11 protein-coding genes, 6 tRNA genes and 3 rRNA genes are annotated in these 20,402 nt (G+C 40.1%); 16 read left to right on the top strand and 4 right to left on the bottom strand.

Annotated elements, in window-relative coordinates:
• Positions 1–9: 9 nt before the first annotated feature.
• The 3 genes from pulA to BV60_RS0119695 form a co-directional block, all read right to left on the bottom strand.
• On the bottom strand, positions 10–2,001 hold the full coding sequence (pulA, locus tag BV60_RS0119705) for a type I pullulanase (protein WP_242841034.1): 1,992 nt from the start codon (positions 1,999–2,001) through the stop codon (positions 10–12).
• A gap of 112 nt (positions 2,002–2,113) precedes the next feature.
• Positions 2,114–2,764: a 4'-phosphopantetheinyl transferase family protein gene (locus BV60_RS22445; protein WP_197029621.1), complete on the bottom strand. Its 651-nt coding sequence runs from the start codon at positions 2,762–2,764 to the stop codon at positions 2,114–2,116.
• A gap of 26 nt (positions 2,765–2,790) precedes the next feature.
• A complete protein-coding gene (locus tag BV60_RS0119695; RefSeq protein WP_029324527.1) occupies positions 2,791–4,281 on the bottom strand; it encodes an alanine/glycine:cation symporter family protein in 1,491 nt (496 codons plus the stop codon).
• Between the two features lie 364 nt (positions 4,282–4,645).
• On the opposite strand from BV60_RS0119695, the gene BV60_RS0119690 reads away from it, so the two are divergent.
• The 16 genes from BV60_RS0119690 to rsgA all read left to right on the top strand — a co-directional run bounded on the left by BV60_RS0119690 (position 4,646) and on the right by rsgA (position 18,577).
• Positions 4,646–5,725 carry a GGDEF domain-containing protein gene (locus tag BV60_RS0119690; RefSeq protein WP_029324526.1) on the top strand — a complete coding sequence of 360 codons (1,080 nt, stop codon included), beginning with the start codon at positions 4,646–4,648 and terminating at the stop codon, positions 5,723–5,725.
• A gap of 12 nt (positions 5,726–5,737) precedes the next feature.
• Positions 5,738–6,010 carry a hypothetical protein gene (locus tag BV60_RS0119685; RefSeq protein WP_029324525.1) on the top strand — a complete coding sequence of 91 codons (273 nt, stop codon included), beginning with the start codon at positions 5,738–5,740 and terminating at the stop codon, positions 6,008–6,010.
• A 37-nt stretch (positions 6,011–6,047) separates the two neighbouring features.
• The gene (gene rsmH / locus BV60_RS0119680) at positions 6,048–7,094 is read left to right on the top strand and encodes a 16S rRNA (cytosine(1402)-N(4))-methyltransferase RsmH (protein ID WP_029324524.1); all 1,047 of its coding nucleotides are present in this window, start codon (positions 6,048–6,050) and stop codon (positions 7,092–7,094) included.
• A gap of 83 nt (positions 7,095–7,177) precedes the next feature.
• Positions 7,178–8,263 carry an NAD(P)H-dependent flavin oxidoreductase gene (locus tag BV60_RS0119675; RefSeq protein WP_029324523.1) on the top strand — a complete coding sequence of 362 codons (1,086 nt, stop codon included), beginning with the start codon at positions 7,178–7,180 and terminating at the stop codon, positions 8,261–8,263.
• 253 nt (positions 8,264–8,516) lie between these two features.
• A 16S ribosomal RNA gene (locus BV60_RS0119670) occupies positions 8,517–10,061 on the top strand.
• Between the two features lie 63 nt (positions 10,062–10,124).
• Positions 10,125–10,242: ribosomal RNA gene (rrf, locus tag BV60_RS0119665) — 5S ribosomal RNA — on the top strand.
• A 285-nt stretch (positions 10,243–10,527) separates the two neighbouring features.
• A 23S ribosomal RNA gene (locus BV60_RS0119660) occupies positions 10,528–13,385 on the top strand.
• The 16S, 23S and 5S rRNA genes sit together here with 6 tRNA genes alongside, the layout of an rRNA operon.
• Positions 13,386–13,478: 93 nt before the next feature.
• Positions 13,479–13,552: transfer RNA gene (locus tag BV60_RS0119655), tRNA-Asp, on the top strand.
• Positions 13,553–13,578: 26 nt separating this feature from the next.
• Positions 13,579–13,651: transfer RNA gene (locus tag BV60_RS0119650), tRNA-Val, on the top strand.
• A gap of 30 nt (positions 13,652–13,681) precedes the next feature.
• A tRNA-Thr gene (locus BV60_RS0119645) sits at positions 13,682–13,754 on the top strand.
• Positions 13,755–13,762: 8 nt separating this feature from the next.
• Positions 13,763–13,844 (top strand) — tRNA-Tyr (locus tag BV60_RS0119640).
• A gap of 13 nt (positions 13,845–13,857) precedes the next feature.
• Positions 13,858–13,931, top strand: a tRNA-Met gene (locus BV60_RS0119635).
• Positions 13,932–13,940: 9 nt separating this feature from the next.
• A tRNA-Phe gene (locus tag BV60_RS0119630) sits at positions 13,941–14,013 on the top strand.
• Positions 14,014–14,367: 354 nt separating this feature from the next.
• On the top strand, positions 14,368–14,838 hold the full coding sequence (locus BV60_RS0119625; protein WP_029324521.1) for a methylglyoxal synthase: 471 nt from the start codon (positions 14,368–14,370) through the stop codon (positions 14,836–14,838).
• A gap of 38 nt (positions 14,839–14,876) precedes the next feature.
• A complete protein-coding gene (locus BV60_RS22440) occupies positions 14,877–16,670 on the top strand; it encodes a class B sortase (RefSeq protein ID WP_051656924.1) in 1,794 nt (597 codons plus the stop codon).
• Between the two features lie 332 nt (positions 16,671–17,002).
• A complete protein-coding gene (gene rsgA, locus BV60_RS22435) occupies positions 17,003–18,577 on the top strand; it encodes a ribosome small subunit-dependent GTPase A (protein ID WP_197029620.1) in 1,575 nt (524 codons plus the stop codon).
• A gap of 324 nt (positions 18,578–18,901) precedes the next feature.
• Here the strand turns inward: rsgA and BV60_RS0119610 are convergent, their stop codons facing one another.
• The gene (locus BV60_RS0119610) at positions 18,902–20,398 is read right to left on the bottom strand and encodes a DHH family phosphoesterase (protein WP_029324516.1); all 1,497 of its coding nucleotides are present in this window, start codon (positions 20,396–20,398) and stop codon (positions 18,902–18,904) included.
• Positions 20,399–20,402: the final 4 nt, after the last annotated feature.

Raw genomic sequence — 20,402 nt, 5'->3', positions numbered from 1 at the left:
ATAAACAAGTTATCGTACCAAAAAAACTGAGGAATAGGGGGAAATGGCCACTTTTTCTGATACATTATCAAGAACGACTGTGCCTGCTCTGTTTTCTCTTACGCAGATATTCCAGGTTCCGGTAGGGAGTGTAACAACACATTTACGTGCAGTTGGATTAAATGCTATAAATATTTGTTCGGACGGCTCGTTCTCAAGAGCTTTGTCTTCATTATCGAATAGAAATGCAAGTGTGTTTTTCGGAGTATCCTTATAAAGAAAAACTCTGTTTTTTACTTCATTAGTGTTGGTAAGTCTAAGTAGACCATGCATTTTTCTAAATGCAATTAATCCTTTATAATATTCCAGAGTACTCTGATATTTTTGATCATCCAATACTCCCCATTTAATACTGTTTATCTTATCTCCGGAATTGAAACTGTTGGATTCATATGTGCCATCTTCTTTAATCTTTGTCCTCAATAATTCCTCACCGGCCTGCATAAATGCAATACCTTCAGATGCGAGATAGAAGGAGGCGGCAAGATTACACATTTTTATCCTGATATCTTCACTAATTCCGGGGGTTGAAAGTGCAATTCTGTCAAAAAGTGTGTTGTTGTCATGACATGATACATACTGAACTATTTGGCTCGGATTTTTGCACCAAGTCTCACATGCAGTAAAGGATGAATGTATTGAAGCGGTAAGATTCTTGTTTCCGGCAACCCATCCCTTATCCGTACTAAATATGTTACCTTTTAGCCCGTCACGCATATTATCATTAAAATATGCAAAATCAGGTGTTATGTCTGCAGCAGATTGGGTAGCTAATATGATGTTTTCTTTGGTTACAACAGTTTCAAGATGCCAGCCTTCTCCATAAAAAATGACATCCGGATGAGCTTTATGTACTTCAGAAACAATCATATTTATAGTGTTTATATCCAGAAGGCCTACGAGATCAAAGCGGAATCCATCAATATGGTATTCATCAGCCCAATAACATACAGAATCTACTATATATTTTCTTACCATAGAGCGCTCAGATGCAGTATCATTTCCACAGCCAGAACCATTTGAATAAACACCTTCCGAATTAATTCTTGAGAAATATCCGGGTACAAGTTTATTCATACAAAAGCTTTCGCCATCATGGACATGATTGTATACAACATCCATTATTACTGAAATACCATTGTCATGAAGAGCCTTAATCATCTCTTTTGTCTCTGAAACTCTGACAAAACCATCGTGCGGATTAGTAGAATAAGAACCTTCAGGTACATTAAAATTAACCGGATCATATCCCCAGTTAAACTGCTGCGAGAGAGGATCATTTTCATCTACGGAACCAAAATCATAGAATGGGAGTAAGTGGACATGCGTAATGCCAAGATGTTTTAAGTAATCAATTCCGGTAGAGTTGCCACCGCTTGTTCGTGTCCCTGTTTCTGTGAATGCTTTATATTTCCCTAAAAAAGTCATTCCACTGTTCTCATCAGAGGAAAAATCACGAATGTGGAGCTCATAAATAATAGCATCTGTAATTTTATCGTTCTTATGAGGATTAGTATCATTGTTCCACCCATCAGGATTTGTATTGGAAAGATCTAACACCATAGCTCTCTGACCGCTAACACCTGTAGATTTTGCGTAAGGGTCACATGCTTCTACTTTTTTTCCATTATTAGTAACTGTGAAAGTGTAGTATGTTCCTGCAAGATCACCATTAAGTACCGATGTCCATGTACCGTATTCGGCTTTAGACATCTTTACTGAAGTTTTAAGATCATTTTTCCAATAATCTCCAGATTCATAGAAGTTCACATAAGCTTCTTCAGCAGTGGGCGCCCAAAGTCTGAAGGATGTCTGGTTCTTTGAATAAGTAAAACCCAGGTCTGACCCATTATAAGTGTACATTTCTTCAAATTCATTTCCTGAATAATACATATTTATTGTGTGTCCTTCTCTTTTGGATTGATTTGTATTAAATAATGTTTCTGATAAATGATCGTTCACGATTAAATCTCCCAGATTTACTGTAGCTGGCAATTGCCATTTATTAGTTACGGAAAACGTTTTCTAAACCATATTACAATAATCCTATATGCAAGTAAATAGGAAAATGGCATTATTCGTGAAGTGAATTTATAACAATTTTGGAATTAATAGAAAAAGGTAGCTTAGAAGCACAGCTTATTACAAATCTGTTTTCAAAGATAAAGCTTTCTAAGGACCAATTATTCATAAAATCAGGATTTTTTCTTGGATCAAAATGAAAACCGGATCCTTGTGCTTTAAGAATTGCTTCGACAGATGTCCAGTATTTTGCCCATACCAGTTTTTCATCTTTTTCAAAACCGGAGTCAGCAATATAATCTCTTTTTTGAAGTTTTTCAAAGTGAGATGGTGGAAGGACACGTTTTAATATAGGAAGCGATAGCCTTTCTGCGCATTCAATATCAATACCAATAGGGATATTTGAAACTGCCAATACTACATAGTCGTCACTGTGAGAAAGATTGAATTCTATATGATGTCCAGGCTGCTGATTTTTTATAGATGGCTTGCCATAACGATTGAAATATAATTGATCATCCTTTGTTATGCCAAGATATTTTGATAGAAGAAATCCTGCACCAAGTTCCTGCTTTTTTACATTCGTAACCTTGGCTTTTTCATATTTTTGCACGTAAAGGGGAGCAATGATGGATAAAATTCCATCATTCTCCCCTTCCATAGTTTTTGTATTAAGAATAAAAATATTTACTTTATTATTCAATAAACTCATAAGTCTTTCTTTTACAGTTAAGCGATTTCATTCTCATGCAGCTTCTGAATATCATCAATTGCAGACAGTTCGGGCTTAATATCTTTCCCTAATATTTTTCTATCGACATAATTTTGGGTTATTTTGATGACAGTTCCACTGAGTGATAAGACACCAATAAGGTTTGGAATAGCCATCATGCCATTAAATGTGTCAGATAAATCCCATGCAAGTGATAAGTTCATAGTAGCACCGATTACGATGAAAAGAACAAAAATTACCTGATAAAATTTCATATTTTTTCTACCAAACAAATACTCAAATCCTTTACTTCCATATTGGCTCCATCCAAGTACTGTTGAAAATGCGAAGAAAAGTATTGCTATCGCGATGAAAGCGGTACCAAGTTTTCCAAATACGGTAGAAAAAGCTTCTGCTACAAGTGCGGTAGATACCTGTTCTGAAAGAACTTTTCCGGTATCAAGATCTACCAGACCACTTGAGAGAACAGCAAAAGCAGTAATGGTACATACAATAATTGTATCCGCAAATACTTCAAAAATTCCCCACATTCCCTGTACAACCGGTTCACGTACATTTGAACTTGAATGAACCATTACAGAAGAACCAAGACCTGCTTCATTTGAAAAAACACCTCTTTTCATGCCCCATTGAACAGCCATTGCGATACCGCTTCCGACAATGCCGCCACCTACGGCTTTCATTCCAAAGGCACCTTTAATAATAGAAACAAAAACGATTCCTATTTTATCAAAATTTGTTATACAAACCACAAGTGCTCCGATAACATAGAGAACAGCCATAAACGGAACCAGCTTTTCAGCAACAAGAGCTATTCTTTTTAATCCGCCGATTATTACCAAACCTGCGAGGAGCATAAGGATAATGCCGGTCACAAGATGCGGGATACCAAAGGCTGTCTGCATATTTACCGCGATAGAGTTTATCTGACTCATGTTACCGATACCAAAGGACGCAAGAGTACAGAAAATACTGAAAAGAACAGCAAGTACAGCACCAAGCTGTTTGCAGCCTTTTTTGCTGCCAAGGCCATCACTTAAGTAATACATTGCACCACCGCACCATTCATTGCGCTCATTCCGTCTGCGATAGTAAATGCCAAGTACATTTTCAGAAAAGTTGGTCATCATGCCAAAAAAAGCAACAATCCACATCCAAAATATTGCACCGGGGCCGCCTGCGGCTATAGCAGCGGCAACACCTGCGATATTACCTGTTCCTATTGTGGCAGCAAGCGCAGTGCACAGGCTTTGGAATTGTGATATTTGTGTATCTTCCTTTTCTGTATGAGCAGTAATCTTCTTATCAATAAAAATCCCGCCAATAGTGTTTTTAATCCAGTGTTTAAAGTGACTTACCTGAAAAAATTTGGTGATTATTGTCATCAGAATTCCGGTTCCGACCAGTAGAATAAGCATGGGAAGCCCCCATACAAAACTATTTACGGTGTTATTAATTTTTTCTACTGTTGATAATAATTCGTTCATTTATACCCCCCATATTCATATAAAGTGCATATTTATAACAAAAGGGTGCTTCATGAATATCATGAAACGCCCTTGTTTCTATAGTAAGGATAATATCATAAGAGACGTCTTTTGACTATATATATTTTTCTTTAACTAAACTTGTGATGTACTAGTGTTCTGTCTTGTTCATAATTAGTCAAATTGTTTGTATATGATATATATAACAATATACACCCCAATTAGACTAAAGATGAACAAGACAAAATACTAGTAAAAGAGAGAACTCTGAATTAAAATAGAAATAACCGAAATATAAAGGAAGTATTACTGGTTTAGATTGTTCTTTTTCAGTCGTTTGCACAAAAATAATGGTGGAAACAGTATGGGACTCATTGAATTTTCCGATGTTTTAGGGATAACAATTGTTATATATGTTGCGGTGCTTGCAACAAATAATACAAACCTTGAGAAGAATTTGAAGAAAGGTGTCCTGATAACAGGAGGCACACTTTCTGTTGTATATCTTCTTGATATGCTCTGGTATTTTGTCTTATACACTTCAGAGGTATCAGAACGTTCGGATTTTGTTTTGAATTTTATTGCAAGTATGGACTATTTGATGATTCCAATTATATTGAGTAGTCTTTTTATTGTTTATGGACCGAAAAGAGGTAGTTTTAAATATGTATTTAGCATAATAGGAATTATTATTCTTGCAGTAGCTGACATAATTAACATTTTCGTTCCGGTGGTCTTCTATCATAAAAATCTGCAGATGTATTATGCACCATCAGGACTGGCGATGTATGTACTGTGCATGGTTGTTTTTATTATTCTACTGGCGGACATGGTACTTATTAAATCTTTTGATTATGAGGATATTTTTCTTGTTGCGTTTGTTGGAATAACGATGGCTATAGGTGTAATTGCAGCTTGGTTTAATTATGATCTACGCACGTTGTGGGAAGGATTGGGAATAGCATACCTTCTTATGTATTTGGCGGTGTCGGAATTATATAACAAAACAGATGTTATCACTGGGTTGCCAAACAGAAATGCATATGAAAAAGCGATGGCGCATATAAGAGATAATTTTAAAACGATTCTTATGGTCGATATGAATGGATTGAAGAATTACAATGATACCAAAGGCCATAAGATAGGAGATAAGTATATTTATGCAACAGCAAAAACTCTGGCCGATGCATTTGAAAATAAAGGGAAACTATATCGAGTAGGAGGTGACGAATTCTGTTTTGTATCAAAATATTCAGGTGAAGAGGTTGAACGAATAGTAAGAGAGGTCTTGGAAAAAGGAAAATGTGCCGATGAATATGGCGATTTCAAGATAGATTTTGCATATGGAATTGCTGAACGAAGAGAAGGAGATACTACTGAGAGTATTTACGAAAGAGCAGATAAGCTTATGTATGAAAATAAACATAATTCTAAAAAACGATGAGAGGGATTTTGCATGGATATTCTTAGAATAAATAATTACATCAATATTGCGAAACTGGAACTGATGGAAGATGCAGAATTCCAACATCTTCATAATGAACTCCAAAAGGAGAGGGATGCGCTGAATGAGATGGGATATGATCCGGAAAAAATAATAAACATATTGTATGGTATTTGGTGTCAGAGATTGGGATACATCCTTGATCATGAAAGGGAAATAGACAAAAAAATAGTTTACACCACTGATATAGAGGATTTTACTCTCGATGATGAGGATGAAGAATAATATTATCATATGTGAATTTTAGGAGGATGAAAGTAATTTGGAAGAAAAAAAACATAAACGAAGAATTCATTATTCCGGAAAATACCCAAAAAAATTCGAAGAGAAGTATAAAGAACAAAATCCTGAAAAATATGCAGATGTTGTGCAACATGTTATTGAAAAAGGTTCAACACCAGCCGGTATGCATATTTCAATTATGGTAAAAGAGATTCTTGATGTTTTAAGAATACGTCCCGGCGAACAGGGGCTTGACTGTACGCTCGGATACGGTGGGCACACCAGAAAAATGCTAGAAGCATTGGATAAAAAGGGATGCATATACGGACTTGATGTCGATCCTATAGAATCTGAGAAGACAGTTAAAAGACTTAGAGAAGCTGGATTTGATGAGAATGCTTTTAAATTCAGACTAACAAATTTCGCAAATATAGACCGGGTAGCAGAAGAAGTAGGGAAGTTCGATTTTGTTTTAGCTGACCTTGGAGTATCTTCCATGCAGATAGATGACCCTAAAAGAGGATTTTCTTACAAAATAGATGGCCCACTTGATCTTAGACTTGATCCTGAGCACGGAGAATCAGCAGCTGAGCGACTTCACAACATAACAAAAGAAGAGTTTATTGGCATGATGATTGAAAATTCAGATGAGCCATACGCAAAGGAAATTGCAGATAAAGTCTTTTCTCTAATGAAAAACGGAGAGCCTATGGACACAACAACGGCTCTTCGCAACGCAATAGAATCAGCGCTATGGAAGGTTCCCCAAAATGAAAGGGAGCAAGCTGTTAAGAAAAGCTGTGCAAGGGTTTTTCAGGCACTGAGAATAGATGTAAACAGTGAGTTTGAAGTGCTGTATACATTTCTAGAAAAACTTCCCGGAATTCTTAAACCCGGAGGGCGTGTTGCAATACTGACTTTTCATTCAGGGGAGGACAGACTGGTTAAGAAATCCTTAAAAGAAAACAAGAAAGCCGGAATATACAGTGAAATATCCGAAGACGTTACAAGACCTTCGGCTGAGGAATGCAGGATAAATCCAAGAAGTAAATCAACAAAGATGAGATGGGCGGTTCGTAGTAATTGACAGCCGCCTTTTTTTATTATATTATCTCAAAAGAATTTAACTATATTTAATTTAAGTATTAAAAATTTTTGTGGGGTAAATAAATGAATATAAATGGAAAAGAGCTGGTACATGGGATTATTCAGGGAGGAATGGGAGTAGGGGTTTCCCTATCAGAACTGGCAGGAAGTGTTGCTAAAGAAGGCTGTATGGGTGTTATTAGTTCAGTTAATATTGGGTTTAAAGAACCTGACTTTCAGACAAATCCATTTGAGGCAAATATACGTGCATTAAAAGCACATATCAGAAGGGCAAAAGAAATATCCCATGGAAACGGACTTATTGGAGTAAACATAATGGTTGCTGTCAGTCATTATGAAGAGACAGTAAAAGCTGCAATAGCAGCAGGTGCCGATGCTATAATCTCAGGTGCAGGGTTGCCGTTAAATCTGGCAGATCTTGTAAAGGATAGTCAGACTCTATTTGCTCCTATTGTATCAAGCAAAAGGGCAGCAAATCTTCTTTGCAAAACTTTTGTTAAAAGAGCAGGTATAATTCCTGATTTTATAGTAATAGAGGGACATAAGGCAGGTGGTCACCTGGGTTTTTCAGCTGATGACATAAATAGAAATGACTGTCAATCAAATCTTCAGATTCTCAAAGAAGTTAAAGAAGTAATAAAGCCATTTGAGGATGAATTTAAGAAAAATATAAGAATATTTTTAGGTGGTGGTATCTTTGATGGAAAAGACATTGCTGAAGCAATAGCAGCCGGGGCTGATGGTGTACAGATTGGTACACGATTTATTGCAACCAATGAATGTGATGCTGACGATGCTTTTAAAAGGGTTATAGTTGATGCAACAGAGGATGATATTCGAATTATAAAAAGTCCTGTAGGAATGCCTGCTCGTGCTATTTATACGCAACTTCTGCAAAGTCTTGATAATGGAAAGACTTTCTTTGCAAAAACGTGCAACAACTGCCTAACAGCGTGCCCTAAAGGTGATAAAATTCCTTACTGTATAAGTAGAGCTCTTATTGCTGCCGCACAAGGGAACAAAGATGAAGGATTATTTTTTTGCGGTGAAAATGCATCAAGGGTTAGCAATATTGTAAGTGTAAAGGAATTAATAGATGAGCTTATAACCGGATGTAATGCTTATTTAAGCGATTCTTATTCATTCTAATGTCGTTTGTAAAAAAAAATAAAAAAAGTGTTGACACATTATTTTTTGCATGATATTCTAACTGAGCTTTGAGCGACAAGCCAAGCGAAACAAACAGCACATTGACAATGAAATAGTAATGCAACCCTGAAAATTCCAAAAAGAATATTCAGAGAACAAAACAAACCTAACAAGGTAAAAACGGACAGAACAAAAGCCAAGCTTAAGTTCTGGTCAGACGAACGAGATCAGGAGAGATCCTGATAGAACATTTAAACGTGAGAGTTCGATCCTGGCTCAGGATGAACGCTGGCGGCGTGCCTAACACATGCAAGTCGAACGGAGAATATACGCTTCCGAGACTTCGGTCAAAGATTGTATATCCTTAGTGGCGGACGGGTGAGTAACGCGTGGGCAACCTGCCTCGTACCGGGGGATAACAGTTGGAAACGACTGTTAATACCGCATAAGCGCACGGTGTCGCATGACACAGTGTGAAAAACTCCGGTGGTACGAGATGGGCCCGCGTCAGATTAGCCAGTTGGTGGGGTAACGGCCTACCAAAGCAACGATCTGTAGCCGGACTGAGAGGTCGGACGGCCACATTGGGACTGAGACACGGCCCAAACTCCTACGGGAGGCAGCAGTGGGGGATATTGCACAATGGGCGAAAGCCTGATGCAGCGACGCCGCGTGAGTGAAGAAGTATCTCGGTATGTAAAGCTCTATCAGCAGGGAAGAAAGACCCTTCGGGGAGATGACGGTACCTGACTAAGAAGCCCCGGCTAACTACGTGCCAGCAGCCGCGGTAATACGTAGGGGGCAAGCGTTATCCGGATTTACTGGGTGTAAAGGGAGCGCAGACGGTGATGCAAGTCTGAAGTGAAACCCCACGGCTCAACCGTGGGCTTGCTTTGGAAACTGTATGACTAGAGTACTGGAGAGGTAAGCGGAATTCCTAGTGTAGCGGTGAAATGCGTAGATATTAGGAGGAACATCGGTGGCGAAGGCGGCTTACTGGACAGCAACTGACGTTGAGGCTCGAAGGCGTGGGGAGCAAACAGGATTAGATACCCTGGTAGTCCACGCGGTAAACGATGAATACTAGGTGTTGGGGGACGAAGTCCTTCAGTGCCGGCGCAAACGCATTAAGTATTCCACCTGGGGAGTACGTTCGCAAGAATGAAACTCAAAGGAATTGACGGGGACCCGCACAAGCGGTGGAGCATGTGGTTTAATTCGAAGCAACGCGAAGAACCTTACCAGATCTTGAGATCCTGCTGAATACAGAGTAATGTCTGTAGGCCTTCGGGACAGTAGAGACAGGTGGTGCATGGTTGTCGTCAGCTCGTGTCGTGAGATGTTGGGTTAAGTCCCGCAACGAGCGCAACCCTTGTCCATAGTAGCCAGCAGTAAGATGGGAACTCTATGGAGACTGCCAGGGATAACCTGGAGGAAGGTGGGGATGACGTCAAATCATCATGCCCCTTATGATCTGGGCGACACACGTGCTACAATGTCGTAACAAAGAGAAGCGAACCCGCGAGGGGGAGCAAATCCCAAAAATAACGACCCAGTTCGGACTGTAGGCTGCAACCCGCCTGCACGAAGCTGGAATCGCTAGTAATCGCAGATCAGCATGCTGCGGTGAATACGTTCCCGGGTCTTGTACACACCGCCCGTCACACCATGGGAGTCGGAAATGCCCGAAGCCGGTGACCTAACCGCAAGGAAGGAGCCGTCGAAGGCAGGTCGGATGACTGGGGTGAAGTCGTAACAAGGTAGCCGTAGGAGAACCTGCGGCTGGATCACCTCCTTTCTAAGGAAGAGGAAGAAGTAGGGAGTTGCATTACTGTTTTGTTGCCGGTGGCAACAGAAAAATTCCGGTGGCGATGCGAAAAGGGGAAACACCCGTACCCATCCCGAACACGACGGTTAAGACCTTATCGGCCGAAAGTACTATGCTGGAGACGGCATGGGAGGATAGGTGGCTGCCGGATATAAAAAGAAGAAGTTTTAACAGTGATGAGGGAACAGAGGAAGATCCGTTTCCTGATGACTGGTAAAACAGTCAGAAGTCTGTACCTTGAAAACCGAATACTGAAGAAAACATTTTAATCAGAGAATCCGATTAAAAGACATCGAACGGATCTGCGATCATATGATCAGGATCCGAGATCCAGAAAAAACAATGTAGCAATACATAAACGAGCATATATCGATAACGCTATATCAGATATATGCGGGAACGTGGTTATTAAATGGACCAAAAGTTCTATATAGCTGGTCAAGCTATGTAGGGCGCAGGGCGGATGCCTTGGCACTAAGAGCCGAAGAAAGACGTGATAAGCTGCGAAAAGCTGCGGGGAGTGGCAAATACACTGAGAGCCGCAGATATCTGAATGGGGCAACCCGGCAGGAAGAACTCCTGTCACTGCATGCTGAATACATAGGCATGTGGAGGGAACCCGGTGAACTGAAACATCTAAGTAGCCGGAGGAAGAGAAAACAACCGTGATTCCGTAAGTAGCGGCGAGCGAACGCGGAAGAGCCCAAACCGGGTGCTTGCACCCGGGGTTCGGACTGAATGATCGATGGAGGACGATAGCAGAAAGGTCCTGGAAAGACCTGCCAGAGAGGGTGAGAGCCCCGTAAGCGAAATTGTCCGAAGCGAGTCAGTATCCAGAGTAGGACGAGACACGTGGAACCTTGTCTGAAAGAGCGGGGACCACCCCGTAAGGCTAAATACTCCTTAGTGACCGATAGCGCATAGTACCGTGAGGGAAAGGTGAAAAGGACCCCGGGAGGGGAGTGAAAGAGAACCTGAAACCCTGTGCCTGCAAACTGCGAAAGCTCCTTATGAGAGTGATCGCGTACTTTTTGTAGAACGGTCCGGCGAGTTATGTTATGCGGCGAGGTTAAGGGCCATAGGTCCGGAGCCGGAGGGAAACCGAGTGTGAAGAGTGCGAGAGTCACATAACATAGACCCGAAACCGGGTGATCTATCCATGTGCAGGATGAAGCGGCCGTAAAAGGCTGTGGAGGTCCGAACTCACATCCGTTGAAAAGGGTGGAGATGACGTGTGGATAGGGGAGAAATTCCAATCGAACCCGGAGATAGCTGGTTCTCCCCGAAATAGCTTTAGGGCTAGCCCTGTAGCATGCCATTTGGAGGTAGAGCACTGAATATCCGCGGGGGCTTCACCGCTTACCAAAGATTATCAAACTCCGAATGCCAGTATGGCTGAGCGCAGGAGTCAGACTGTACGAGATAAGTTGGACAGTCAAAAGGGAAAGAGCCCAGATCCACGGCTAAGGTCCCAAAGTGCGTGTTAAGTGGAAAAGGATGTGGGATTTCACAGACAGCTAGGATGTTGGCTCAGAAGCAGCCACACATTCAAAGAGTGCGTAATAGCTCACTAGCCGAGAGGTCCTGCGCCGAAAATTACCGGGGCTGAAACACGACACCGAAGTCTGGGGATTGCAAGTATCTACGGGTACTTGTAATCGGTAGGGGAGCATTCACAGCAGCGTCGAAGTCGTACCGTAAGGAGCGATGGAGCGCTGTGAAGAGAGAATGCCGGAATGAGTAGCGAGATGGAGGTGAGAATCCTCCAGGCCGAATATCCAAGGATTCCAGGGTAAAGCTGATCTGCCCTGGGGAAGTCGGGACCTAAGGCGAGGCCAGACGGCGTAGTCGATGGACAGCAGGTTGATATTCCTGCACCTGATGATATCAGAACTGTGGGGACGCAGGACGAAAGTGTGAGCCGGGAAAGGAAAGACCGGTCCCGCAAGGGGGAACGAAGTAAGAGTAGTGAAGCACATGGACGTACTGCCAAGAAAAGCCACTATTGCGTATCATCAGCCCGTACCGTAAACCGACACAGGTGGATGAGGAGAGGATCCTAAGGCCGGCGGGAGAAGCATTGTTAAGGAACTCGGCAAAATGTCCCCGTAACTTCGGGATAAGGGGAGCCTGCGAGAGCAGGCCGCAGAGAAGAGGCTCAAGCAACTGTTTAGCAAAAACACAGGTCTATGCGAAACCGAAAGGTGAGGTATATGGGCTGACGCCTGCCCGGTGCTGGAAGGTTAAGAGGAGAGGTCAGGGCAACCGAAGCTTTGAATTTAAGCCCCAGTAAACGGCGGCCGTAACTATAACGGTCCTAAGGTAGCGAAATTCCTTGTCGGGTAAGTTCCGACCCGCACGAAAGGCGTAATGATTTGAGCACTGTCTCGGCAATGCACCCGGTGAAATTGAAGTACCAGTGAAGATGCTGGTTACCCGCGCCAGGACGGAAAGACCCCATGGAGCTTTACTCCAGGTTGATACTGGGATTCGGTACTGTATGTACAGGATAGGTGGGAGACTGTGAAGTGATGACGTCAGTTGTCATGGAGTCGCTGTTGGGATACCACCCTTATAGTACTGGGTTTCTAACCAAGGACCGTGAAACCGGTCCGGGGACAATGTCTGCCGGGGAGTTTGACTGGGGCGGTCGCCTCCGAAAGGGTATCGGAGGCGCTCAAAGGTTCCTTCAGAATGGACGGAAACCATTCGCAGAGTGCAAAGGCAGAAGGGAGCCTGACTGTGACACCGACGGGTGGAACAGATACGAAAGTAGGACTTAGTGATCCGGTGGCATGAAAGTGGGATTGCCATCGCTCAACGGATAAAAGCTACCCTGGGGATAACAGGCTTATCACTCCCAAGAGTTCACATCGACGGAGTGGTTTGGCACCTCGATGTCGGCTCATCGCATCCTGGGGCTGTAGCAGGTCCCAAGGGTTGGGCTGTTCGCCCATTAAAGCGGTACGCGAGCTGGGTTCAGAACGTCGTGAGACAGTTCGGTCCCTATCCGGCGCGGGCGTAGGATATCTGAGAGGAGCTGTCCTTAGTACGAGAGGACCGGGATGGACGGACCGCTGGTGTATCAGCTGCATCGCCAGATGCATAAGGCTGGGTAGCCAAGTCCGGAAGGGATAAACGCTGAAGGCATCTAAGCGTGAAGCCCCCCTCAAGATGAGATATCCCTGCTTATTGCAGTAAGACCCCTTAGAGACTATGAGGTAGATAGGCACAAGGTGTAAGCACGGTAACGTGTTCAGCTGATGTGTACTAATAGGTCGAGGGCTTGTCCAAAAAAAGAATATATAGAACAAAAAAAGTAGTTGACATGTCTGATTAAATGTAGTAATATATCAGTGTTCGGTTTTGAAGGAACAGACGATATCTGGCCCGGTGGCTCAGCTGGTTAGAGCGCCGCCCTGTCACGGCGGAGGTCAGGGGTTCGAACCCCCTTCGGGTCGTTCAACAATCTAATATTTGTTAATATGGGGTCTTAGCTCAGCTGGGAGAGCATCTGCCTTACAAGCAGAGGGTCATAGGTTCGAGCCCTATAGGCCCCATTATTTCTGAAAAGATCTTTTCGGAAATAAGCCGATGTGGCTCAATTGGCAGAGCAGCTGATTTGTAATCAGCAGGTTAACGGTTCGAGTCCGCTCATCGGCTCTTTATATGGATGGCTTCCCGAGTGGCCAAAGGGGACAGACTGTAAATCTGCTGCAAATTGCTTCGGTGGTTCGAATCCACCGCCATCCATTCAATTAAATATCGCGGGGTGGAGCAGTCTGGAAGCTCGTCGGGCTCATAACCCGAAGGTCATAGGTTCAAATCCTGTCCCCGCTACTCAAGTTTGCCTAGATAGCTCAGTTGGTAGAGCAGAGGACTGAAAATCCTCGTGTCCTTGGTTCGATTCCGAGTCTAGGCATCTTTTTTATTAATTCTGCTATAAAAGTATTATATATGGTTTTGAAATTATTAGATGATCGCCCACTGCAAATTGCTTCGGGCGTTTTTTCATATATAGTTTCATCTTTTAGGCAAGAAATCATAACAATTTGTTTAAAAGTTAAGAAAACATTTCTTAAATTTGAATAACACATGCATAGTATATTGTATAATAGAGAATAGCATTTCATTTTTTATTGCAATACATTTTTTCTTGCTAAAATATATCTACCGGAGTGCTTTAAATCTTTAATATCTGATTAGATTATGATAAACAAAATCATATTTAAATGCTGTGATTTTTGAATAACCAAAGGAATAAAAGGGAGGAAATATGTCAGAAACAGTCACACTTACAATTGGGAAACAGAAAAAAATCGCTTTGATTGCTCATGATGGGAAAAAGGCTGAACTTATTAATTGGTGCAAAGAAAATATAGAGGTATTGAAGAAACATTTTCTATGTGGGACAGGAACCACCGCTAGAATGATAACGGATGCTACTGAATTGCCGGTAAGAGGATATAACTCCGGCCCGCTTGGAGGAGATCAGCAGATAGGTGCAAAAATAGTAGAAGGGAAAGTAGACTTTGTTATCTTTTTTTCTGATCCACTCACGGCAGCACCACATGATCCTGATGTAAAGGCACTTATGAGAATTGCACAAGTTTATGATATTCCTTTTGCAAATAATAAGGCTACTGCTGACTTTTTACTTCATTCAACGCTGATGGATGAAGAATATGACCATGATGTAATAAATTTCCAACAGAACATTGAGCATAGAGCTGAGACATTGCTTTAATATGTTAATTGTCATTATATAGGGAGCTCGAGAACTACGTGAACAATCTAAAAAAGAAAATTATTCTTCGATTGGTACTTGCTGCTAAGAGTGCTAACGAAAAAAATAAGAAATATGCTAAACAGAGAACATATTTTGTTCTAGGAATTATTGTTTTTCTTAATGTACTCTTTTATATTCCTGAAAAAGTATGCTTAATCATTAAGTATATTTTTGAAATGTTTAGAAATAAAAAGATAATATTAGCTATTTGTGGCATTTTGCTTTTGGGTTTTATTGTACTAGGCACATATACTTTTATAAAAAATAAGGATATCCTGGTTAGAAATGAAACTAAAAATGATAGTTCTGTTGAAGAAAGTCTGAACGATGTAGCAGAGAATAATAAAGAAATTATTGAGAAGAAGGAAGAAGCTGAAAAAGTAGATAGCCTTATGGCTGATAATGGTGACAATTTTGATATAGAGAGTTCAGACCTTAAGAATGATACTGAGCTTGAAAGCCTGCAAGATACCAAAACAGATGATCAAAATATTATAGAAACGGGTAATAAAGATACCCAGACAATTGTTAACGTAGATAAAAATACTAGTCAAGAGGGTACTAAGGAAGATGCAGAAAAAGATGCGTCAACAAAAGTACCTAAAAATGACGCATTAACGCTAGGTACTGCAGAAGATACATCAGAAAAGGGAGTTGCAGCAAGTGTATCAGCAAACGCTGATGGAGAAGATACTTTGGTCCAGAAATATGGAGAAAGTGCATCAATTGAAGCAGATGAAAAAGATACCATAAATGAGAAAGATGTATTAGATGCATCGGCAAAATCTGATATAGAGGATACTGCAGAAAATGTAAGTATACAAGACTCTGAAGAGAGTTCATTAGGGGAAAATGCTGAAGTAGACGATTCGATAAAAGAAACGGAAATCACTAATTGGAATGAAAAGCATCAGGAAATAGAGGAATCTAATAAAGAAACAACTACTGAGTATAAAAACGATAGTACGGTTACTAGCAAGCAAGGTGCTGGTAAGGAAGATTCCACTCAACAAAATGCCGATAAGCAAGTTTATAAAAATAGTATCGGTAAACAAGACAATAATGATGCCGGAAAACAAGATAATGATAATAAGGATATCGGAAAACAAGATATTGATAATAAAGATGCCGGTAAACAAGACAAAAATAGTATAAATGTCAGTAAACAAGAGATTAATTCCGAAGTTGATTTTTCAAAGGAAGATTTAGCACTTTTAAAGAAAGAGTATCCTGAGACGGTTGGATGGATATATATAGAAGGGACGGATATCAGCTATCCTATAATGCAAAGCTCTGATAATGCAAAGTATTTGAAAATAGGGCAGACCGGAGAGCCTGCAGATACAGGGGCAATTTTTCTTGATTGTAGGTCTGCTGATGACTTTTCGGATGCTAATTCGATTGTCTATGGACATAATATGAAGGATCATTCTATGTTTGGTAAGCTCAGAGCATATAGAGAGGATCCTAAGTATTACAATGATCATCAGTATTTTCAAATTATAACTGAAGATAAAATATACAGATATCAAATTTTTGCATATATGGATGTTCCAAATGACTATGAAATATTTGATTATGTTGGAGATGCTTCAGAAGCGTTTATCAGTGATGCTGAACCTGTCAGACGTAAATCATATATGGATTCAGAAATACCTGTGACAAAAATTGATAAAGTGGTTACTCTATCGACTTGTACGTCACAGGATGATCTCAGATTTGTTGTGTTAGGGGTTCTTGAGGAAACAACAGAACTGAGTAATAAAAAGAGAAGTGAGAAAGGCAATTGACATTTTGACGTAATTTTGATAATATTTCTGTGTAATAAAATTTTCAAGAAAGCGAGGTAATCATAATAATGAGTGTAATGAAAATTGAGTATGAAACTGCATATTGTATGAAGACCTCGGTTTATGCCGTTTGACATAAGATAGATATATAGATATGACTTAAAGCCGTGGCTTGTTTGCCATGGCTTTTTTATACTATTCAATTAATCGAGGAAGGATAAAAAACTAATACAGTTGTTTTATATTAATGTGACCATATGATTGCTCTCTAATGACAGCTGAATGAATTGAGGTCTCCATACATTAAAATATATGAAATGGAGAATAAAGAATTGAATAATATTATAATCAGAAAAGAAACTAAGGAAGATTATTACAATACTGAACATATGATACTGCGTTCTTTTTGGAACCTTCATGGGCCGGGATGTAATGAACATTACCTTGTTCATGCGCTACGTGAGGCAAGGGAATATTTGCCGGAATTAAGCAGAGTTGCAGAGATGAACGGAAAAATCGTAGGAGCTATTTTTTATTCAATATCAAAAGTTATTGATGGCGATATGAAGCATGATGTTCTTACTTTTGGGCCACTGGCTGTAGAACCGACCTGCTTTAGCATGGGAATAGGAAAACGATTGCTTGAAGAAACAATAATTATTGCTAAAGAAGCAGGATATAAAGGAATTGTTATTTGTGGTGAGCCTAATTATTATCCCAAATATGGGTTTAAAACCTGCGATAACTTTGGAATAATTCATCCTGTGTTGGGGAATTTTGATGCTTTTATGGCATATCCGTTAAACGAAAGCTTTGGGGAAATTCATGGTTCTTTTTTCGAGGCACCTGTTTTTGAAGAATGCGAAGATGAAACGAAGGTGAAGGAATATACAAAGAAATTTCCTTATTACAAACCTCTCAGACTCTCATGTCAGTGGCTTCATGAAGAGCGATTAGGTCGAATATCTGCAGTAATGAAAAATGGCTATCAGATTCGATTTTGGGAAAATGATTTAAAGGCTAAATTAAAGGGCGATTTTTATGAACAAGATTCAGAAAAACTTCCTGTTGTAGGCGATTACGTGACTTTTAGACATAATCCTAATGGGGATTCGGTGATTTTGTCTGTATGTGAAAGGTCAAGCTTCCTACAACGGCCGGATCAAGCCAAAACAGGTGTCATGCAATACATGGTAGCTAATGTGGATTTCACATTTATTGTTACGTCTTTAAACGAGGATTACAGTTATAATCGTATAGCACGATATGTAAGTCTTGTAATTCAGGGCGGATCGGTTCCGGTGGTAATTCTGACAAAAGCTGATCTATGCAGTAACTGTTCCCATTATGTTAGGGAAGTAGAAGCTATATCACATAATGTTAAAGTTCATGCCATTTCTGCGCTATACAATATTGGACTTGAGGAGCTTAGTGAATATTTTTTTCCCGGAACCACTATATGTCTTATTGGTTCATCCGGTGTGGGAAAATCTACACTCATAAACGCTATTGTAGGAAAGAATATTTTGAAGACTGCTGAGGTCAGAGAGTACGATTCAACGGGAAGACATACAACTACACAAAGACAGCTTGTACAGATAGATAATGGGGTATGCATTATTGATACACCAGGTATGCGTGAAGTTGGTATGGCCAATATGGAGGAAGGAATAGATAGTACTTTTTCTGATATCATCGAACTTGAAAGTCGCTGTAAATTCAGAGATTGCAGGCATGAAACGGAACCGGGATGTGCCATAAAAGCAGCTATTGACTCAGGGGAGTTGTCTATTGAGAGATATGAGCTTTACAGAAATCTTGGAGAAGAAAATAAACTAAATTATGCTAAGAAAAAAGAAATATCTAAATGGAGGAAAGCGCATAAACGGTTTGACAAACGGGAATAGTACTTTGTTACTTAAATGTTGAAAAAGGGAAGCTGGCGCTTTGTCACGTAGGCGCCAGCTTTTTTGAAGAAAAGTTTAAAGTGTTTATATGTTCTTATGAATGAGGGGGTTATGAATCAAGGGAAATGTGTTATCTCTCTTGATGTATATATAATATAAATCAAATCGTAAAACTAAGTGACAGAAGTATGTTTTTTCTGTGAATTAAATCAAAGTATATTGTATTTGATAAGAGTACATTTTAGATAGTATCACTTTATTATAATGTAATGATTAAATCAGGGCCTGTATTTGAAGTGTTTTTCTTATTTTGCCTACAAGAAGTTATACTTCTTCATATAATTTGTCGAAGAGGTTACTTTTTATAATATAGATGTCGTTTAAATTATCTTCGCGGGCTGCCAGGTAATCGCCTTTAACACCGACAACATAGTTATTTATATCCCATTCGGTAAACAGTTTTACGGTCTTATCGAGTCGTTTAGCATAGATTCTGGCATCAGGACGTGCTGAGGCTATCTTTGCATAGGGTAAAATAGGCTTCTTTTCTCCTGTTTTTAGGTTTTTTACGTTCGGTTCATATTCAAGGCTGCATATATATGGATCTTCAGATAATGTGTAGGTTTTTGTGAGTGTTTCACCTTTTGTAGGATACACTTCACCCATAATACTGATAAGGAAAAATTCGTCTTTTTTTATAGTTTCTTCAATATCTCCGCCATAAGCACGGGCTGAAACATTTGTTCCAAGAGGAAATAAATCTGTCATCTTTACATAACCAATATGATATGATTTTTTGGAGTATAGTTTCATATCATCTGTTTTTATTCCGTCTTTTGAATTAATGACTTCATAATCGCAAAAATAGGTATGCATCCTTTCTCTAATCAGAGTATCTATAGAAACATTTTGAAATGCCATGGGATTATAAGATCCACCGGCTTTATAGAGATGTCCACCTCCGCCTGCACCCGGAATATCATCGACAAGGTACTTTGCTAATTCATCTGCATGAACCTCTTTTATGCAGCTTCTTACGGAAAATTTAATTTGTTCGCTTGTTTCGAAGTATGCTACGCAAGTATCTATACCTGCAGTTTCAAGCAGCAGGTCACTCATGGCACCTAGAATATTAGGATCACATGGGGCGGATTTCATTACTGCGTATTTGGCATCAGAGTTATAGTTGTGCTTTTGTAATGCATCAATGATTATCATGAGCTCTTCATATGAAAGATTCGAATTGCTCATTTTGATTATCTTAATTTTGTTTATCTTCAGTTCTTCAATCATATCTCTGTCGAGAGGATGAAAAACTTCAGATAGCTTATTTGTATCTGTGAAAAGTCCGTAATATAGTGCAGTAGTGAGTTTTATGTCTTCCATGAGGAATTCGGCTGTTTCTGCGTCTTCATTCATTATCATATTCCAGACAACCGTGCTTGCGCTTCCTACATTACTTTTTACTTCTGAGAGCGGCGGCAGATCACCGGATATCTGATGATGATCGATTACTGCTATGTTAGAGGCTGTTGTGGTGGTGACATTACGCTGACCGTATTGGCAATCCACGGTTATAAGAAGCTCAGGTATGTTGCCATAATCCGGCTTATACTTTACGGGGATATCAAGATCTTCAAGCATCATCAGGAGATTGCTTTTCTGTATTTTATTTTGGCCGCGATAAATGAATTCGACCCTTTTTCCCTTAAATGAAAAGAATTTATATAATGCATAACCGGATGCAAGAGCATCTGCATCCGGATTATCGTGGCACTGAATAACAATATTACTAAAGGATAGAAGATTACTTAATTTCATAGTT

This window comes from Butyrivibrio sp. AE3004 (genome assembly GCF_000703165.1).
Classification (GTDB): Bacteria; Bacillota; Clostridia; order Lachnospirales; family Lachnospiraceae; genus Butyrivibrio.
Note: the sequence above shows the minus strand (reverse complement) of the source record. Positions and strands in the feature narration are given on the sequence as shown.